Annotated in this window: 13 protein-coding genes; 8 read left to right on the plus strand and 5 right to left on the minus strand. The window is 71.0% G+C overall.

Annotated features, from left to right (window positions below):
* Nucleotides 1-380: 380 nt before the first annotated feature.
* Nucleotides 381-644 carry a WhiB family transcriptional regulator gene (locus ACFWRV_RS27905; RefSeq protein ID WP_003968728.1) on the minus strand — a complete coding sequence of 88 codons (264 nt, stop codon included), beginning with the start codon at nucleotides 642-644 and terminating at the stop codon, nucleotides 381-383.
* Nucleotides 645-1356: 712 nt separating this feature from the next.
* Between ACFWRV_RS27905 and ACFWRV_RS27910 the strand changes: the two genes are divergently transcribed.
* Genes ACFWRV_RS27910 through ACFWRV_RS27920 form a run of 3 tightly spaced genes read left to right on the plus strand, consistent with a single transcriptional unit; the run spans nucleotide 1357 to nucleotide 4155 of the window.
* Nucleotides 1357-1857, plus strand: a complete 501-nt coding sequence (locus ACFWRV_RS27910; protein ID WP_384338487.1) for a cysteine dioxygenase — start codon at nucleotides 1357-1359, stop codon at nucleotides 1855-1857.
* A 13-nt stretch (nucleotides 1858-1870) separates the two neighbouring features.
* Nucleotides 1871-2827 carry a 2-phospho-L-lactate transferase gene (gene cofD, locus ACFWRV_RS27915; protein WP_384338488.1) on the plus strand — a complete coding sequence of 319 codons (957 nt, stop codon included), beginning with the start codon at nucleotides 1871-1873 and terminating at the stop codon, nucleotides 2825-2827.
* Entirely contained in the window at nucleotides 2824-4155 is a 1332-nt protein-coding gene (locus ACFWRV_RS27920) for a coenzyme F420-0:L-glutamate ligase (protein WP_384338489.1), read from the plus strand. The genes cofD and ACFWRV_RS27920 overlap by 4 nt, the downstream gene beginning before the upstream one ends.
* Before the next feature lie 219 nt (nucleotides 4156-4374).
* On the opposite strand, the gene ACFWRV_RS27925 is transcribed toward ACFWRV_RS27920, so the two are convergent.
* The 3 genes from ACFWRV_RS27925 to ACFWRV_RS27935 all read right to left on the minus strand — a co-directional run bounded on the left by ACFWRV_RS27925 (nucleotide 4375) and on the right by ACFWRV_RS27935 (nucleotide 8254).
* Entirely contained in the window at nucleotides 4375-5517 is a 1143-nt protein-coding gene (locus ACFWRV_RS27925) for a DNA-3-methyladenine glycosylase family protein (RefSeq protein WP_384338490.1), read from the minus strand.
* A gap of 66 nt (nucleotides 5518-5583) precedes the next feature.
* Nucleotides 5584-6675 (minus strand): sugar phosphate nucleotidyltransferase, encoded by a 1092-nt coding sequence (locus ACFWRV_RS27930; RefSeq protein ID WP_384338491.1) that lies wholly within the window; start codon nucleotides 6673-6675, stop codon nucleotides 5584-5586.
* A gap of 79 nt (nucleotides 6676-6754) precedes the next feature.
* Nucleotides 6755-8254, minus strand: a complete 1500-nt coding sequence (locus ACFWRV_RS27935; protein ID WP_384338492.1) for an N-acetylmuramoyl-L-alanine amidase — start codon at nucleotides 8252-8254, stop codon at nucleotides 6755-6757.
* A 137-nt stretch (nucleotides 8255-8391) separates the two neighbouring features.
* Here ACFWRV_RS27935 and ACFWRV_RS27940 point away from each other — a divergent pair, with 137 nt between their 5' ends.
* The 4 genes from ACFWRV_RS27940 (at nucleotide 8392) to ACFWRV_RS27955 (ending at nucleotide 14604) form a co-directional block, all read left to right on the plus strand.
* Complete coding sequence (locus tag ACFWRV_RS27940; RefSeq protein ID WP_384338493.1) at nucleotides 8392-9144, plus strand: TIGR03089 family protein; 753 nt, start codon at nucleotides 8392-8394, stop codon at nucleotides 9142-9144.
* A 177-nt stretch (nucleotides 9145-9321) separates the two neighbouring features.
* Nucleotides 9322-10860 carry an LCP family protein gene (locus tag ACFWRV_RS27945; protein ID WP_384338494.1) on the plus strand — a complete coding sequence of 513 codons (1539 nt, stop codon included), beginning with the start codon at nucleotides 9322-9324 and terminating at the stop codon, nucleotides 10858-10860.
* Nucleotides 10861-11084: 224 nt separating this feature from the next.
* A complete protein-coding gene (locus ACFWRV_RS27950) occupies nucleotides 11085-12863 on the plus strand; it encodes an LCP family protein (RefSeq protein WP_384338495.1) in 1779 nt (592 codons plus the stop codon).
* Between the two features lie 64 nt (nucleotides 12864-12927).
* Complete coding sequence (locus tag ACFWRV_RS27955; RefSeq protein ID WP_384338496.1) at nucleotides 12928-14604, plus strand: LCP family protein; 1677 nt, start codon at nucleotides 12928-12930, stop codon at nucleotides 14602-14604.
* 133 nt (nucleotides 14605-14737) lie between these two features.
* On the opposite strand, the gene ACFWRV_RS27960 is transcribed toward ACFWRV_RS27955, so the two are convergent.
* On the minus strand, nucleotides 14738-15766 hold the full coding sequence (locus ACFWRV_RS27960) for a glycosyltransferase family 2 protein (RefSeq protein ID WP_384338497.1): 1029 nt from the start codon (nucleotides 15764-15766) through the stop codon (nucleotides 14738-14740).
* A 343-nt stretch (nucleotides 15767-16109) separates the two neighbouring features.
* Here ACFWRV_RS27960 and ACFWRV_RS27965 point away from each other — a divergent pair, with 343 nt between their 5' ends.
* Nucleotides 16110-17495, plus strand: a complete 1386-nt coding sequence (locus ACFWRV_RS27965) for an LCP family protein (RefSeq protein WP_384338518.1) — start codon at nucleotides 16110-16112, stop codon at nucleotides 17493-17495.
* Nucleotides 17496-17532 lie beyond the last annotated feature (37 nt).

The following is a 17532-nucleotide window of genomic DNA, read 5'->3' on the forward strand; positions in this document are numbered from 1 at the left end:
GGGCGGTGGACGGGCCGTGGGGGTGGTGGGTCGGCGGCCCAGGGGCCGGGGCCGGTGGGTCTGCGGCCATGCGACGGGGCCGGTGGGTCTGCGGCCCTGTGAGAGGGGCGGCCTCGGCCGGAGGCGCGGGGGCGTGTGCGGGGTGGGCGTGTGCGGGGTGGGGCGGGGTGGGCGCTCCGCGGCTCGCGGATGGAGCGGCCCGTGGAGGTCCCGGACGCGGGATACGGGATACGGGATGCGTCCGGCGCCAGGACGGGGTGGTCCGGGGTGCGTCCTGCGCCTGGCCGGGATGCACCGGGGCCTGAATCGAACGGTCAGGGACTATGCCCGGCGCTGGTCCGGGATGGGCCCGGAGCCGGTCGCCGTGCGTCCGGGGCCGGTCAGATGGCGGCCTTCTTGAGGCGTCGTCGCTCCCGCTCGGAGAGCCCGCCCCAGATGCCGAAGCGTTCGTCGTTGGAAAGGGCGTACTCAAGGCATTCCGAGCGGACCTCACAGGCGAGGCAGACCTTCTTGGCCTCGCGGGTGGATCCGCCCTTTTCGGGAAAGAAGGACTCGGGATCGGTCTGGGCGCACAGTGCGCGCTCCTGCCAGCCGAGTTCCTCGTCCGCGTCCTCGACCAGCAGTTGCTGGAACAGCTCGGTCATGTGCGCCCCTCGTCTGTCTCTTGCGTCCCGTGATGCAGCCGTTTGCGGCTGAACGACACGAGTGAAATTACAAGTGTGTAGCTCCGGGGCAGTCAAGCGAGGATCTGCTATTGGCCCAGGGATTCACTCTGCGGAACCAAGCGTATGCGGAAAGTGTTCAAATCAGCAAAAACCTGACATATGCCACAGGCTCCACAGCCCCACACCCTCTCTCGGGAGAGACGAGCGAGGCCGCCCTTACGTTGCGATTCGATCACTGAAGCGATCAAGATCACAGTCAGGTCACGGAGCGTCAGCCGCGTTTGGGAGCGCGGATGATGCGCCACATGTCCCCGGTCATGGGCGCATAAACCTTTCTCCGAATTCGGCGACCGGAAGGAGTGAAACATTGCCCCCATATCGGGCATTGGGTTGACAGCGGACGGCCGAGCCGGTCTTCTTGTGACCATGCCAGCGACCGCAGCCCTGCACGTCACCCACGTCCGTGGGTTCCGTAGCGCTGTCCAGGCCCGCTGTTGCTGTTCCAGCTGTCACAGCTGTTGATGCCCTAGCGCTCCAGCTCTGATCCAGCCTCTCCGGATCCCCTGCTCGTCGGCTTTCCAGCTCCGCCGGGCCGCACCTCCGGTACTCCCCCGCGGCTCCTTCCGAGCTGCTGACGCTCACCGCGACTCCCCCGCACGCGCACCCCCCATGCCGAGGAACCACCGCAGCCATGAACAGCGACAGCGACCTTCAGATCGCCGGCGACATCCTTGAGGTCCAGCACCTTCTGCAGCCCGCCCGCGAGCACCCCTCCACCGTCTCCGAATTCGTCGGCCTCGCACGCTCCATCGCGGCCGACCGCGCGCGGTGGGCGGAAATCGTCCAGTACGACTCCGCCTCCCGCTGGTACCACCGCCTGCACCAGGGCCCCGGCTACGAGGTGTGGCTGCTCAGCTGGGTGCCCGGACAGGGCAGCGGGCTCCACGACCACGGCCTCTCCGCCGGCGTACTGACGGTTCTGGAAGGCGAGTTGACCGAGCGCACCGAGCGCGGGGCGCAGTCGCTCGGCGCGGGTGCGCAGCGTGCCTTCGCCCCGGGGTACGTCCACGAAGTGGTCAACGATTCGCTCGAACCGGCCGTGAGTCTGCACATCTACTACCCGGGCCTGACCGAGATGCCGATGCACGCCACGCAAAGCGCCCCGACGGCCGTGGACGTCGTACCCGCCTGACAAACTGCTGTGCATGCGCATTGTTGTTCTGGCCGGTGGCATCGGCGGTGCCCGCTTCCTTCGCGGCCTCAAGCAGGCCGCGCCCGACGCGGACATCACGGTGATCGGCAACACGGGTGATGACATCCATCTGTTCGGGCTGAAGGTCTGTCCCGACCTCGACACCGTGATGTACACCCTCGGCGGTGGCATCAACGAGGAGCAGGGCTGGGGGCGGACCGACGAGACCTTCCAGGTCAAGGAGGAGCTCGCGGCGTACGGGGTGGGGCCCGGGTGGTTCGGGCTCGGCGACCGCGACTTCGCGACCCACATCGTCCGCACGCAGATGCTGGGCGCCGGCTATCCGCTGAGCGCGGTCACCGAGGCGCTCTGCGCCCGCTGGCAGCCGGGTGTGCGGCTGCTCCCGATGTCCGACGACCGGATCGAGACGCATGTCGCCGTCGAGATGGACGGCGAGAGCAAGGCCATCCACTTCCAGGAGTACTGGGTGAAGCTCCGCGCCTCCGTCGAGGCGCGGGCGATCGTGCCGGTCGGGGCTGAGCAGGCCAAGCCGGCTCCCGGGGTGCTGGAGGCCATCGGCTCCGCCGATGTCATCGTCTTCCCGCCGTCGAACCCGGTGGTGTCCGTCGGCACGATCCTCGCCGTGCCCGGGATCCGCGAGGCGATCGCCGAGGCGGGGGTGCCGGTCGTCGGCCTCTCCCCCATCGTCGGGGACGCGCCCGTGCGGGGTATGGCGGACAAGGTGCTCGCTGCTGTGGGCGTCGAGTCGACGGCGGCTGCCGTGGCCCAGCACTACGGTTCGGGGCTGCTCGACGGGTGGCTGGTCGACACGGTGGACGCCGGTGCGGTCGGCGAGGTCGAGGCGGCGGGGATCCGCTGCCGGGCGGTGCCGCTGATGATGACGGATGTGGACGCGACCGCCGAGATGGCCCGGCAGGCGCTGGATCTGGCCGAGGAGGTACGGGCGTGAGCGGTTCTTCCGGCGCCGACAGCGGGGCTGCCTCTTTTCGGGTCTGGGCGCTGGGCGGGATGCCCGAGGTGCGGGCCGGTGACGATCTCGCCAAGCTGATCGCCTCGGCCGGGCCCGGGCTGGTCGACGGTGACGTGCTGCTCGTCACCTCGAAGATCGTCTCCAAGGCCGAGGGCCGGATCGTCGAGGCCGCGGACCGTGAGGCAGCCATCGACGCCGAGACCGTGCGGGTCGTCGCCCGGCGCGGGACGCTGCGGATCGTGGAGAACCGGCAGGGTCTGGTCATGGCCGCCGCCGGGGTCGACGCCTCGAACACGCCGGCCGGGACCGTACTGCTGCTGCCCGAGGATCCCGACGCCTCCGCCCGGGCCATCCGGGACGGGCTGCGGGACACCCTCGGCGTGGAGGTCGGCGTCGTCGTGACGGACACCTTCGGGCGGGCGTGGCGCAACGGGCTGACCGACGTCGCGATCGGGGCGGCCGGGGTGCGGGTGCTGGACGATCTGCGGGGCGGGACGGACGCGTACGGCAATCCGCTCAGCGCCACGGTCGTGGCCACGGCGGACGAGCTGGCCTCGGCGGGGGACCTGGTCAAGGGCAAGGCGGAGGGGCTGCCGGTGGCCGTGGTCCGGGGGCTGTCGCACGTCGTGGCGTCCGGCGGGGACGACGAGCCCGGTGCTCGTGCGCTCGTGCGGAGTGCTGCCGATGACATGTTCCGGCTCGGGACGTCCGAGGCCGTGCGGGAAGCGGTGACGCTGCGGCGTACGGTGCGCGAGTTCAGCGACGAGCCGGTGGATCCGGGGGCGGTGCGGCGCGCTGTGGCGGCTGCCGTCACCGCGCCCGCGCCTCATCACACGACGCCGTGGCGGTTCGTGCTGCTGGAGTCCGCCGGGTCGCGGACCCGGTTGCTCGACGCGATGCGGGACGCGTGGGTCGAGGACCTGCGGCGCGACGGGAAGAGCGAGGAGTCGATCGCGAAGCGGGTGCGGCGCGGGGATGTGCTGCGCAACGCGCCGTATCTGGTGGTGCCGTGTCTGGTGATGGACGGCTCCCATACGTACGGGGACGAGCGCCGCGACACCGCGGAGCGCGAGATGTTCGTGGTCGCGGCGGGGGCCGGTGTGCAGAACTTCCTGGTGGCGCTGGCGGGTGAGCGGCTGGGGTCGGCGTGGGTGTCCTCGACGATGTTCTGCCGGCCGGTGGTGCGGGAGGTGCTCTCGCTGCCGTCGTCCTGGGATCCGTTGGGGGCGGTGGCTGTGGGGCATGCGGTGGGGGTGCCTCGGGAGCGGGCTGGGCGGGATGCGGAGGCGTTTCTCACCGTGCGGTGAGGGGCCCCTGGCGGGGCGGGGTGCGGGGTGCGGGCGGGGGGCTGCGCGGGCCTTTTCCCCTACCCGCCCCTTCCCGAAACCGGGGCTCCGCCCCGGGCCCCCCTTTGTCCTCAAGCGCCGGACGGGCTGGGTTCGGGGCTCCGCTCCTCAAACGCCGGAGGGGCTGGAAATGGCCGGACGGGGTGGGACAGCGCAGGCCGGACCGGCGGGCTGAAGTTGCTACAGGTTCACGATGTTGCCCGGGGTCATTCTCGGGGCTCGGCGTTTTGGGGTGTGGCCCGATAGCAGGATCAGGCGGGTCGCTCGGTGGCGTTGGCCCTCGTACGGGGTCAGGAGGGTCAGCATCTCCTCGTCGTCCGCGTCGCGGTTGTCCGCCAGGGCGTGGCCCACGATGCCCGGGAGGTGCAGGTCGCCGACCGTGACCGCGTCCGGGGCGCCGTTCGAGCGCTGAAGGGTCTCCGCCGAGGTCCAGGGGCCGATCCCCGGGATGAGTTGCAGGCGGGCCTGAGCCTCGGGGAGGTTCATCGTCGCCGCCTCCTCCAGGCGGCGGGCCACCCGGACCGCCCGCATGATCGTGGACGAGCGTTTGGCGTCGACGTTCGCCTTGTGCCACTCCCAGGACGGGATCATCGCCCAGCCGCGCGGGTCCGGCATGACGTGCAGGCCCAGTTCGGCCGTGGGTCCGGGGGCCGGGGTTCCGTGACGGCGGACCAGGTGGCGCCAGGCGCGGTACGCCTCGTCCGTGGTGACCTTCTGCTCCAGGATCGACGGGATCAGCGATTCCATCACCAGTCCCGTGCGCAGCAGGCGCAGGCCCGGGCGGCGGTGCCGGGTCAGGGCGAGCAGGCGGTGGCGGGGAACGAACGCCTCCGGGTCGTCCTCCGCGCCCAGAAGGGCCGGGAGCCCGTCCAGCAGCCAGTTCGCGCCGGGGCCCCAGGCCGTCGCCGCGATCCGGTCGCCGCGCGCCGCGACGCGCAGGGTGCCGGGGCCTTCCGGCGTGCGGGTCGCCCGCCAGAACGTACCGTCCGCGACCATGCGGAACGTGGGGTCCGCCGGGCCCCGGCGCAGCGGGCCCAGCACCAGGCGCAGGTCCAGGGGGCCCGGTGGGATCCACTCACGGCTCAGCGGCGGGCCGTCGGGCGAGGAGGGGGAGGAGGAGCAGGGGGAGGGGGACGGAGGTGTCGGGCGCACCGGGCCCGCAGCGGCCTGGGACGCGGCAGCTGGCTGTGGCGCGGCAACCTGCTGGGGCGCGGCTGCCTGTTCGGGCGCGGCAACCTGTTCGGGCGCGGCACCTTGCTGGGGCGCAACAGCCTGCTCGGGCAGTGACGCTCGGGCGGAGCGCGGGGCGAATCGTCCTGCCACGGGTGGGCCTCGGTGTTCCTGGTACGTGCGGAGGTCGGATCCTCCGAGGGTACGGGTACGGGTCGGCTACTGGTCCGAGGAGAAGCGGACCGCGGCGTCCGGCAGGGTCGCCCCGCACCAGATCCTGATCCCGTCGCGCAGCTCGTTGTCCGCGCCCACGTGCGCCCCGTCACCGATCACCGCGCCCGCCAGGACCGTACGGCTGCCGACCCTCGCGCCCGCCCCGACCAGGGAGTCCGTGATGACCGCGCCCGCCTCGACGACCGCGCCTTCCAGGATCGTCGAGCCCTCTATCCGCGCGCCCGCGCCGATCGCCGCGCCGGCGCCGACCACCGTGCCGCCGGTGAGCTTGGCGTCCGGGGCCACGGAGGCGGTCGGCAGGACCAGGCGGTCGCCGCAGCGGCCGGGGACCGCCGGGGACGGGGCGCGGCCGAGCACGAGGTCGGCGGAGCCGCGGACGAAGGCCCCCGGGGTGCCGAGGTCCAGCCAGTACGTGGAGTCGACCATGCCCTGAAGGTGGGCGCCGGAGGCGAGCAGGCCGGGGAAGGTCTCGCGTTCGACGGAGACCGGCCGGCCGGCCGGGATCGAGTCGATGACCGAGCGCCGGAAGATGTACGCCCCGGCGTTGATCTGGTCGGTGACGATCTCTTCCGGCGTCTGCGGCTTCTCCAGGAAGGCCGTGACCCGGCCCGTCGCGTCGGTCGGCACGAGGCCGAAGGCGCGGGGGTCCTCGACCCGGGTCAGATGGAGGGAGACATCCGCGCCGGAGGCGGTGTGCGAGGTGACCAGGGCCCGGATGTCGAGCCCGGTCAGGATGTCGCCGTTGAAGATCAGGACCGGTTCGTCCGGTCCCGAGGACAGCTTCGGCGCGACGTTGCGGATGGCTCCGCCGGTGCCGAGCGGCTCCTGCTCGGTGACGTACTCGATGTGCAGGCCGAGCGAGGAGCCGTCGCCGAAGTACGGCTCGAAGACCTCGGCCAGGTAGGACGTGGCGAGCACGATGTGCTCCACCCCGGCCGCCCTGGCCCGCGCCAGCTGGTGGGTGAGGAAGGGGACACCCGCGGCCGGGACCATCGGCTTCGGGGTGTGCACCGTGAGCGGGCGCAGTCGGGTGCCTTTGCCACCGACCAGGAGAATCGCTTCTTTTGCCTCTGTCACAGCACCGTCTCTGCTTCCTGCTGGGGCCTGGCCTCGTATGTGACTGGTCAGTTAAGCAGACCGGTCGGCCTCGCTCCGGTCAGCGGCCCTGCAGTTTGGCGGAGCTGGTCCTGGCCTTGCCGAGCTTCTTGTAAAGACGCGCTCCGGGGCATTCGGTTGCGAAACCGTCCCGATGGCCCGAGATGACGTTCATCTTGACCTTCACGCCCGCTTTGTACTTGTTGCTGCCGCCGGAGACGAGCGTCACCTTCCCCTTGGGGTTGGCCCCGAACAGTCCGAGCTTCCAGGCGGTGAGCCTGGAGACGGCGGTCACCGCGGCGGCGGGCGGGTTGGTGGAGGAGTAGGAGCCGAGGACCGCGATCCCCATGGTGTTGGTGTTGAAGCCCAGGGTGTGCGCTCCCAGGACCGCCTTCGAGACGCCGCCGGCCCGGCCCTCGTAGATGTTTCCGCACTTGTCGACGGCGAAGTTGTAGCCGAAGTCGCGCCAGCCGCTGCTCTTGACGTGGTAGCGGTAGATGGAGCGGAGCACCGAGGGGGCCTGCTTGCAGGTGTAGTTGTTCCCGGTCGCGCTGTGGTGCACGAAGGCGGCCTTGACGGTCTTGGTGTACGCGAAGTTGCGCTCGCGGAGCTTCTCGTCCGCGCCCCAGCCCTTGCGGGTGATGATCTTCGGCCGGGGTCCGATGTACGGCTTCGCCCCGGGCGCGACGTTCGCCGCCTCCTCCGTCTGCGCCTTGGTCAGCGCGGGGATGACGGACGCGCCGAGCGGTGCCAGTTCCGCGTTGACGGCCGAGGCGGCCGCGGACTCGGCCGTGAGCGCCTCCGGCACGACCGCCGTCGTCGTGGGCGGGGTCGGGTTGACGGCGAACGTCGCCGCGGTGGCGGTCCGGCCGACGGGGGCGGCGCGGACGGGCTCGGCGGCCGGTTCCGCGGCGGGGCCGGGTGCGGGGTCCGGGCCGGGGTCGACGAGTTCGAGGCGCAGCCCGTCGGGGAGCGGTGCGGCTTCGGAGCGGTTCCGCGGATCGGCCGGCTCCGGCTGTACGCGTACCTCCACGCCGTCCGACGCGCCGACCCAGAGGGGGGCGGTCGCGCCGCGCACGGCACCGGACGTGCGCTCGTCGCTGCCGAGGTCGGCGGCGTGTTCGGCGTTGTGGGTCTCGACGTCCTGCCAGGGGGACCAGCTCGTGCCGCCGGCCGCGCGGGTGCGGACCTGGACCGTGCCGTTAAGTTCGGCCTCGGCGTCGTCCCAGACGACGCCCACCAGGGAGAACGGCCGGGCGGTCCGGCGCTCCAGCCCCTGGCCGGACGCTGTCGGGGCCAGGGACCGGTCGGACGGTGCGGCGAGGGGTTCCAGGGGCAGGGACTGCGTCGAGCCCGCGGCCTCGGCGGCACGGGATTCGGCCGGGGGGAACGCGGCGGCCCGCACCGAGGGCGGGCCGGCCCCGGGTGACTCGGGGGCCAGAGAAGGCGGGCGGGCCGAGGCGGAGGGCGCGGCCGGGGCGGACAGGGCGGGGGCGGCGAGCGGCAGAGTGAGGGCCGCCGCGCAGGTGACGCCGACTGAGGTGACCAATAGTGCACGCATACGGATGATCGTTGCCATACTGTGACGAGTCCGGCTACCCGGGCATCGACCCCGACATGACGCACCGTCTGCCGAACCGGTGTACGTGACACCCGTTCAGCCCGCCCCGCACCGCGTCCCCGCGTACGCTTGCGCGGATGAACTCCAGCGACCGCACCCCCGCCGACCTGCTGCGATCCGCCCTCGCCGCGGACCCGGCCCGCCCCCTGGTCACCTTCTACGACGACGCCACCGGAGAACGCGTCGAACTGTCGGTGGCCACCTTCGCCAATTGGGTGGCCAAGACCGCCAATCTGCTCCAGGGCGACCTCGGCGCCGAGCCCGGCGACCGGCTCGCCCTGCTGCTTCCCGCGCACTGGCAGTCCGCGGCCTGGCTGCTCGCCTGCTCCTCCGTCGGGGTCGTCGCCGATGTCCAGGGCGACCCGGCCGCCGCCGACCTCGTCGTGACCGGCCCGGACACCCTGGAGCGGGCGCGGGCCTGCCGGGGCGAGCGCGTCGCCCTCGCCCTGCGTCCGCTGGGCGGCCGGTTCCCGCAGACGCCCGAGGGGTTCTCCGACTACGCCGTGGAGGTGCCGAGCCAGGGCGACCGCTTCGCACCTTTCGCTCCGGTGGACCCCGAGGAGCCCGCGCTGGCCGTCGGCGGGATCGAGCTGACGGGAGCGCAGCTCGTCGCCCGGGCTCGCGAGGACGCCGGCGCCCTCGGGCTCGTACCGGGGTCCCGGCTGCTCACCGGGCGTACGTACGACACCTGGGAAGGGCTGAGCGCCGGACTCTTCGCGCCCCTGGCGGCCGGCGGGTCCGTGGTGCTGTGCCGCCATCTCGGACAGCTCGACGCGGACGGTCTCGCCCAGCGGACCGAGAGTGAGCGGGTCACCAACACCGCGGTATGACAAGCGCCCTGAGGTCCACTCGTCCGGCCCACAGCGGGCCGAGTCCTCGGTAATCGGCACCGGAGCGGGTAGATGATCGAGCGGTACAGACCACTCTCCTGGCCGTGCACAACCAAGCGTGAGTTTCAGCCGTCTACTCCTGCGACCGGCGGCCCCTCACGCCGCCGAACGTGAAGGATGGACGCAGACGTGACCGACAGTGCTGGCCCGCCGTCCGACCCGGACCACCCGGCCGGGGACAAGCCGCAGGGCAGGTCGCAGGAAGAGTCCGGGCCCGAGAGCGTGACCCCCGAGGGCGGGGCCCCCGGCGACGGGGCCCCGCAGGACGGTCCCGCGCAGGACGATGCCCGGCGGGAGGAGACCCCGGCCACCGACGAGCCCGACAAGCCCGAGACCGGCAAGGCAGAGACCGGCAGAGCCGAGACCCGCAAAGCCGAGAGCGCCGAGGGCGAGGCCGACGAGCGCAAGGCCGCGGCAGACGAGGCCGAGGTCGAAGGCTCGGGCGCCCCCGGCGAGGGTGCCAAGAGCGGCGCGGGCGTGCAGACCTGGGCCGACCGGCCCAAGAACGGCATCGTCGCCGCGCGCAGGGGCCACTGGCTGCGCTGGACCGCGCTCGCCGCCTCGTTCCTCGTGCTGGTCGCCGCGGGGGTCGGCTGGTGGATGTACAAGAAGCTCGACGGGAACATCACCACCGACACGAGCGCCGCCGCCGAGCTCAAGGCGTACGAGAAGGAACGCCCGACCCCGATCGTCATGGACGCCCAGAACATCCTGCTCATCGGGTCCGACAGCCGGTCCGGGGACAATCGCAGGTACGGGCGGGACGACGGCGGCAGCCAGCGCTCCGACACCACGATCCTGCTGCACCTCGCGGCGGACCGGAAGAGCGCGACGGCCGTGTCCCTCCCCCGCGACCTGATGGTGGAGATCCCCAGCTGCCGCACCGGGGACGACAAGAAGTCGCGGGAGCAGTTCACCCAGTTCAACACGGCGTTCGAGCTCGGCGGCACCGCCTGCACGATCCGGACCGTGGAGCGGATGACCGGCATCCGCGTCGATCACCACATGGTCGTCGACTTCAACGGTTTCAAGGACATGGTCGACGCCGTGGACGGGGTCGACATCTGCCTCAAGGAGCCGATCGACGACAAGGACGCGCGCCTGGAGCTCCCGGCGGGCCGGCAGACGCTGAACGGCGAGGAGGCGCTCGGCTACGTACGGGCGCGCAAGACCCTCGGCAACGGCAGCGACACCGAACGCATGGAGCGCCAGCAGCAGTTCCTCGGCGCTCTCGTGAACAAGATGCAGAGCAACGGCGTCCTGCTCAACCCGACACGGCTCTACCCGGTGCTGGACGCGGCGACGAAGTCGCTGACCACCGACCCGGGGCTGGACTCGCTGCGCGACCTGTACGACCTGGTACGCGGGATGCGCAACGTACCGACCGAGCAGGTGCAGTTCCTGACCGTGCCCCGGCAGCCGTACCGAAACAATGCGAACCGGGATGAACTCGTCGAACCGGACGCGGGTGACCTGTTCAAGCAACTCCGCGAGGACAAGCCCGTCGCCGTGGTACCGGCAGATGAACTCCAAGAGGCACAACAGGACGGGGAAAGCGGACAGGACGGGAAGCCGGACGACGCCGGATCCGAAAGCCCGACGCCCACACCCACCTATTCGGGTTCGAGTGCGGCGGACGACCTGTGCAAGCAGTAAAGCAATTGCCAAGACACAGAACACAATCGACGCGTAATGGGAAGTATGCCCGGTTGTAAGGGGCGTGGAATGTGTCACGCACGTCGCTCGACGCGGAATCGGCCGGATAGTGTGACGCGATCCGGTGCTTCCGGCCGTCAGGTCGTGCACTGCTGGAGCGAAGGAACGAGCGCCTTGCCGGGGGAGGGCGCCTCGCGTGGCACCGACGGAGGACGCAGGCAACCGTGGACGCGCACAGTCGTGGACGGGCGGACGATATCGACCCCGCCGACCAGTGGGTACTCAACCCGCATACCGGTAATTACGAATTGCGACTGGATCACTCCGCTGGGGAGTCGAGCAGCCCTTCGCGTACGGCTACGGCCGAGGGAACCGGTCGGCGGGACGGCTCCCGGACCGGCTCGTCCCGCGAGGGTTCGGGACGCCGCGGGACCGGTTCACGCGGGGGCGCCCAGGACGGGCCCCGCCGCGAGGTGCCCGGTCAGCGCAGCCGCCGCAGCTCCCAGGGAGGGCGCGGGGCCGTCGAGCCGCCCGCGACCGGCCGCCGGAAGCGCAAGCCCAAGAAGTCGCGCAAGAAGAAGGCGCTGCTGTGGACGGGCGGCGTGATGGCGTTCGTCGTGGTGGGCACCTCGCTCGGTGCGTACGTCGTGTACCAGAAGCTCAACGGCAACATCGACTCGATCGACATCGGCGACCAGGGCAACAAGAACGTCCTCAGCGACGGCCCGATGAACATCCTGGTCATCGGCACCGACAAGCGCACCGGCAAGGGCAACGAGGGGTACGGCGACAAGGGCAGCGCGGGCCACGCCGACACCACCATCCTGTTCCACGTCTCCGAGGACCGGACCAACGCGACGGCGATGAGCATCCCGCGCGACCTGAAGACCGAGATCCCCGAGTGCGAGACGAAGAAGCCGGACGGCACCTCCACGATCATCCCCGGCACCCCGGACGAACGCTTCAACACCAGCCTCGGCCAGAACGACCGTAATCCCGGCTGCACCATGAAGACGGTCGAGAACATCACCGGCATCAAGCCCGACCACTTCATGATGGTCGACTTCAACGCGGTCAAGGAGCTGACCACGGCGGTCGGCGGCGTCGAGGTCTGCATGGCCAAGCCGGTCGACGACCCGAAGTCCCGTCTGAAGCTGCCGCAGGGCAAGTCGAAGGTGCAGGGCGAGCAGGCCCTGGCCCTCCTGCGTACCCGGCACAGCTTCGGCAACGAGAGCGACCTCGACCGGATCAAGGTGCAGCAGCAGTTCCTCGCCTCGATGATCCGCGAGATGAAGTCGAGCGACACCCTGACCAACCCGAAGAAGCTCTACACGCTGGCCGACGCGGCCACCAACGCACTGACCGTCGACACGGGCATCGGCGACGCGAAGAAGCTGATGACACTGGCCCAGGAGATCGGCAAGGTCGACACGAAGAACGTCACCTTCCTCACGATGCCGGTCATCGACAACCCGGCCGAGCCGAAGCCCATCACCGTGGTCGTGGACCCGGTCAAGGGCGAGCAGCTGTTCGCGATGATGCGCTCCGACACCTCGCTGACCGAGGTGAAGCAGAAGGAGAAGGCCGCCAAGGGCAAGCAGGCCGCCCTGCTCAAGGGCCCGAAGGCCGAGCCCGCCGACGTACGGGTGGACGTCCTCAACGGCGGCAATCTCCCCGGTGCGGCCGGGTCGACCGTCACCTGGCTCCAGAACGAGCAGGGGGTGCTGAAGTCGACCAACAAGGCCAACGCACCCGAGAAGATCGAGAAGACGACGCTGGAGTACGCGCCCAACCAGGCCGATCAGGCCCGGGCGCTCGCCGAGATGATGGGGCTTCCCGCAACGGCCATGAAGCAGGGCACCGCCGACGCCGAGGGTCTTGAGGCGATGGTGCTCACGCTGGGGGCGGACTTCAAGGGCGCGGGCCAGCTCATCACCGGACCGGCGAAGGCTCCGGAAGGCGTCGAGCAGTCGAGTGCCGACAAGGCGGTATGCGCCAAGTGACACCGGGTCACCGGGCCGCAGCGGAAATCTGAACAGCATGGGGGGTCCGGTGGGACGGAGCAGCATGTCCGGGGAGGGGACGCGGTCACGTGTCCGCCGCTCCGATCGGGTCGACCGCGACGCGAGCACGCAGGAGGCCGACAGCGGCGGGCCGGGGAGCGCTGAGGGGGCGCCGGGGGGCCGCCGTCGGGAGAAGAAGGGCAGGCGCGGCGGCGGGGGCGGTGCCCAGGGCCGCAGCAGCCGCCGTGCGCCCAAGAGCGCCAAGCGGCGCGTACTGCGCTGGAGCGCCTGCGTCCTCGCCGTGCTGATACTCGGCACCGGCGGCGCCGGTTACCTCTACTACGAGTACCTCAACAGCAACATCAAGAAAGAGGATCTGACCCTCGGCGACAAGCAGATGGCCGATCACAAGGCCAACGCCGCCGGGCAGACCCCGCTCAACATCCTGCTCATCGGTTCCGACGCCCGGGACTCCAAGGCCAACCAGAAGCTGGGCGGCGCGAAGGAGACCTTCGGGGCCCCGCCGCTCGCCGATGTGCAGATGCTGCTCCACCTCTCCGCGGACCGTAGCAACCTGTCCGTCATCAGCATGCCGCGCGACACCATGCTGAAGATGCCCAAGTGCACAGCCCCCGACGGCGAGGTCTTCCCGGCCAGCACCGGGGACGTGCAGACCAACGAGAGCCTGGGGCGCGGCGGTCCGGGGTGCACGGTGGCCACCTGGTACGAGCTGACCGGCATCCGCATCGACCACTTCATGATGATCGACTTCGCGGGTGTGGTGTCGATGGCCGACGCGATCGGCGGTGTCCCCGTCTGCGTCGACGCCAACATCGAATCCCGCGGCCGGGACGGCAAGGGCTCCGGGCTGAAGCTGGAGAAGGGCACCACGTCCATCCAGGGTGAACAGGCCCTCCAGTGGCTGCGCACCCGGTACGGCTTCGAGGACAACACCGACCTGGGGCGGGCGAAGGCCCAGCACCAGTACATGAACTCGATGGTGCGTCAGCTGCGCAAGGGCACCAAGCTCACCGACCCGGCGAAGCTGATGAACCTCGCCGAGGCGGCCACCGCCGCGCTGACCGTCGACAAGGGCCTGGACACGGTCAAGAAGCTCTACGACCTGGCCGAGGAGTTCAAGAAGGTCCCGACGAAGCGCATCACGATGTCGACGATGCCCAACGTGTACGGCACCGGCTCGAACAACGGCCGGGTCTACCCGAAGGCCGGCGACGCCGAGCAGTTGTTCCGGATGGTGCGGGACGACGTACCGCTGGACGGCAAGTCCTCCAAGCGGAAGAAGCCGGAGGAGCCCAAGGACCCGTCCGCGCCGGTCGGCGAGATCGCCGTCTCCGTACGGAACGGAACCGCCACCGACGCGCTCGGACCGGCCTCGGGGCGTGCCGGTGACGTGGCCGACCAGCTGAAGAACGCGGGCTTCGGGCGGACCACCATCGACTCGGGCAACGTGACGGGGGCGACGCGGACCGGGATCCTGTATCCGAGCGCGGATCTGGAGGGCGACGCGCAGGCGGTCGCCAAGGCGCTCGGGGTTCCGCTGGCGCAGGTGAAGAGGTCCACCGACGTCTCGGGGATCTCGCTCGCGGTGGGCGCGGACTGGCGCGAGGACGGGGCCTATCCGGTGTCCAAGGGCACGGAGAAGACCCCGGAGTCGGCGGGGGCCCTCAACGGCGAGGAAGAGGGGGCCTGCATGAAGGTCAACCCGAACTACAGCTGGTGACGCCGTAGCGGACCGTGCACGGGAGAAGGGCCCCACCGCCGAGCGGTGGGGTCCTTCGTGCTTCGTGCTGTGCACTTCATGCTGTGTGCTTCGTGCTTCGTGCTTCGTGCTTGTGCGGGACCGGTCGGTCGGCTCAGACGGTCTCGGTGCTGCCGGTCATCGCCGGGCGGCGGCTCGCGATGACCCGCTTGGCCAGGGACCGGGGGCTGGTGAGGAAGCCGAAGCCCCAGCACATGTGCATGGTCGCCAGCGCCACCGGGATCTGGGCGCGGGCCTTCAGCGAGAGGCCCTTGCCGGCGGGCAGCGACCCGGCGACGATCGCGGCGACGTAACCGCCGGGGACGACCAGCGCCCACGGGGTGACGGCCGCGCCCAGGACCAGACCCGCCGCGATGGCGACGACGGCGGTCGGCGGGGCCAGGTAGCGGAGGTTGATCGAGCCGGCGTGGTAGCGGGCGACGACGTGCCGCCAGCGGCCGTAGTCCTTGTACTGCTTGGCGAGCGCCTTCACCGTGGGGCGCGGGCGGTACTGGACCTTCAGCTCGGGCGAGAACCAGATCAGCCCGCCGGCCTCGCGGATGCGGAAGTTCAGCTCCCAGTCCTGGGCGCGGATGAACTCGACGTTGTAGCCGTCGGCCCGCTCCAGGGCCTCGCGCCGGAAGACGCCCAGGTAGACGGTCTCGGCCGGGCCCGCCTGGCCGCCGGTGTGGAAGGCCGCGTTGCCGACGCCGATCTTCGAGGTCATCGCGGCGGCGACGGCCTCCTCCCAGGCGTTCTCGCCCTCGGCGTGCATGATGCCGCCGACGTTCTGCGCGCCGGTCTCCTCCAGGAGGCGGACGGCGGTCGCGATGTAGTTCGGCGAGAGCATGCCGTGGCCGTCGACGCGGACGACGACCGGGTGGCGGGAGGCCTTGATCGCCGCGTTGAGGGCGGCGGGGGTGCGGCCGGTGGGGTTGGGCACCGTGTGGACCCGGGGGTCCTCGGCGACCAGCTCGGCGGCGATCTCGTCCGTCCGGTCGGCGGAGGGGCCGAGCGCGATCACGACCTCCATCTCACCGGCGTACTCCTGCTCCAGGATGTGCCGGACCGAGTTCCTGAGATGACGTTCCTCGTTGAGCACCGGCATGATCACGGAGACGGCGGGGTACTGCGCGGCAGACATGTGGTCCTCGGGGGGTCCTCGGGGGCGCCGGGGGTTCCGCACCGCAGGCGGCGGGCGCCCCGGGAGGTGGCGTTATTCGGCCGCCACGTTACCGCGAATGGGGGACACCGGTGCGCGCCGCCGGGTCGCGGGCCGGGGCGGAGATCGTATGGGCCTACCGTGCGATGGTCCCCTTGCGCCGCAGAGGTGTCTCTCCCGCACCCCGGAGGTGTCTCCCCCCGTGCCCACGCCGCAGCGACCGCAGCGCCCGCCGCACCCCCGCACCACTCCCCCGCGCCGGCGTCCGCCGCAGGGCGCGCGACCGGTCCGCCGCCGCAAGCAGGACGAGCGGCCGCGCTGGGGCATGCGGGTGGCCACCGGTCTGTCGGTGCTGGTGCTGGGGGCAGGTGGGATCGGTCACGCGGTGGTGAGCAGTCTGGAGGGCGGGATCGGCCGGGTCGATCCGTTCAAGGACATGAAGAACCGCCCCCAGGGGGGCCACGGCACGAATCTGCTGCTCGTCGGGACCGACGGCCGGGACACGATCACCAAGGCCGAGAAGCAGAAGTACAGGCTGGGCGGCGCGCCCTGCCACTGCACCGACACGGTCATGCTGGTCCATCTGTCGGCCGACCGGCAGCGGGCGAGCGTGGTCAGCCTCCCCCGGGACAGTTACGCCGAGATGCCCGCCCACACCGACCGCACCACGGGCAAGCACCACGAGAGCCACCCGGTGAAGCTGAACGCCGCGTACGCGGAGGGCGGGCCCACGCTGACCGTGCGGACCGTCGAGAACATGACCGGGGTCAAGGTCGACCACTATCTGGAGGTCGACTTCACCAGCTTCATGAAGACGGTGGACGCGGTGGGCGGGGTGAAGATCTGCACGGCGCGGCCGATGAAGGACTCGTACACCGGTCTGGACCTGCCCGCGGGCACCCATGAGCTGGACGGCGGCCAGGCGTTGCAGTACGTGCGCTCCCGCCATGTGGACGTGGCCTCCGACCTGGGCCGGATGCAACGCCAGCAGAAGTTCATGGCGGCGCTGATCAAGCAGGCGACGAGCAGCGGGGTGCTGCTGAACCCGGTGAAGTTCCGGCAGGTCTCGGCCTCGGCGCTCGGCTCGGTCCGGGCCGACGAAGGCTTCGGTACGGAGCAGATGCTGGCGCTCGGCAAGGCGATGAAGGACTTCGGACCGGCCTCGTCGGAGTTCGCGTCCGTGCCCATCGGCGACCCCAGCTTCCCCGTCAAGGGCATCGGCTCGACGGTGAAGTGGGACGCGAAGAAGGCGAAGAAGCTGTTCCAGGCCCTGCGCGAGGACAAGCCGCTGGCCCCGGCGAAGCCGAAGCCCGCGGCCGGCGCGGAGAAGCAGGGCCCGGGCACGCTGGTGGACGTGGCGCCGAAGGAGGTCCGGGTGCAGGTCTACAACGGGACCCCGAAGGACGGTCTCGGCGGGACCGTGGACGCGGCGCTGCGGGCGACCGGGTTCACCACCACCGAGGCCCCGCTCAACGGGGAGGTGCGGGAGCTGAAGCGGACGCTCGTGGAGTACGACCCGCGCTGGGACCGGTCGGCGAAGTCCCTGGCCACCGCCCTGCCCGGGAGCGAGCTCAAGGCGGTGAAGGGCCAGGGCCCGCAGATGAAGGTGACGGTGGGCTCGGACTTCACGAAGGTGCAGCGGGTGAAGGCGGAGAGCCGGCAGACGGGCGAGTTCTCCACGGTGACGGGCGACGAGGTGGTGTGCCCGTGACCCGTTGACGGGTGCGGGCGGGCCGCGCGCCGAGCGG

This window comes from Streptomyces sp. NPDC058576, assembly GCF_042718715.1.
Taxonomy (GTDB): domain Bacteria; phylum Actinomycetota; class Actinomycetes; order Streptomycetales; family Streptomycetaceae; genus Streptomyces.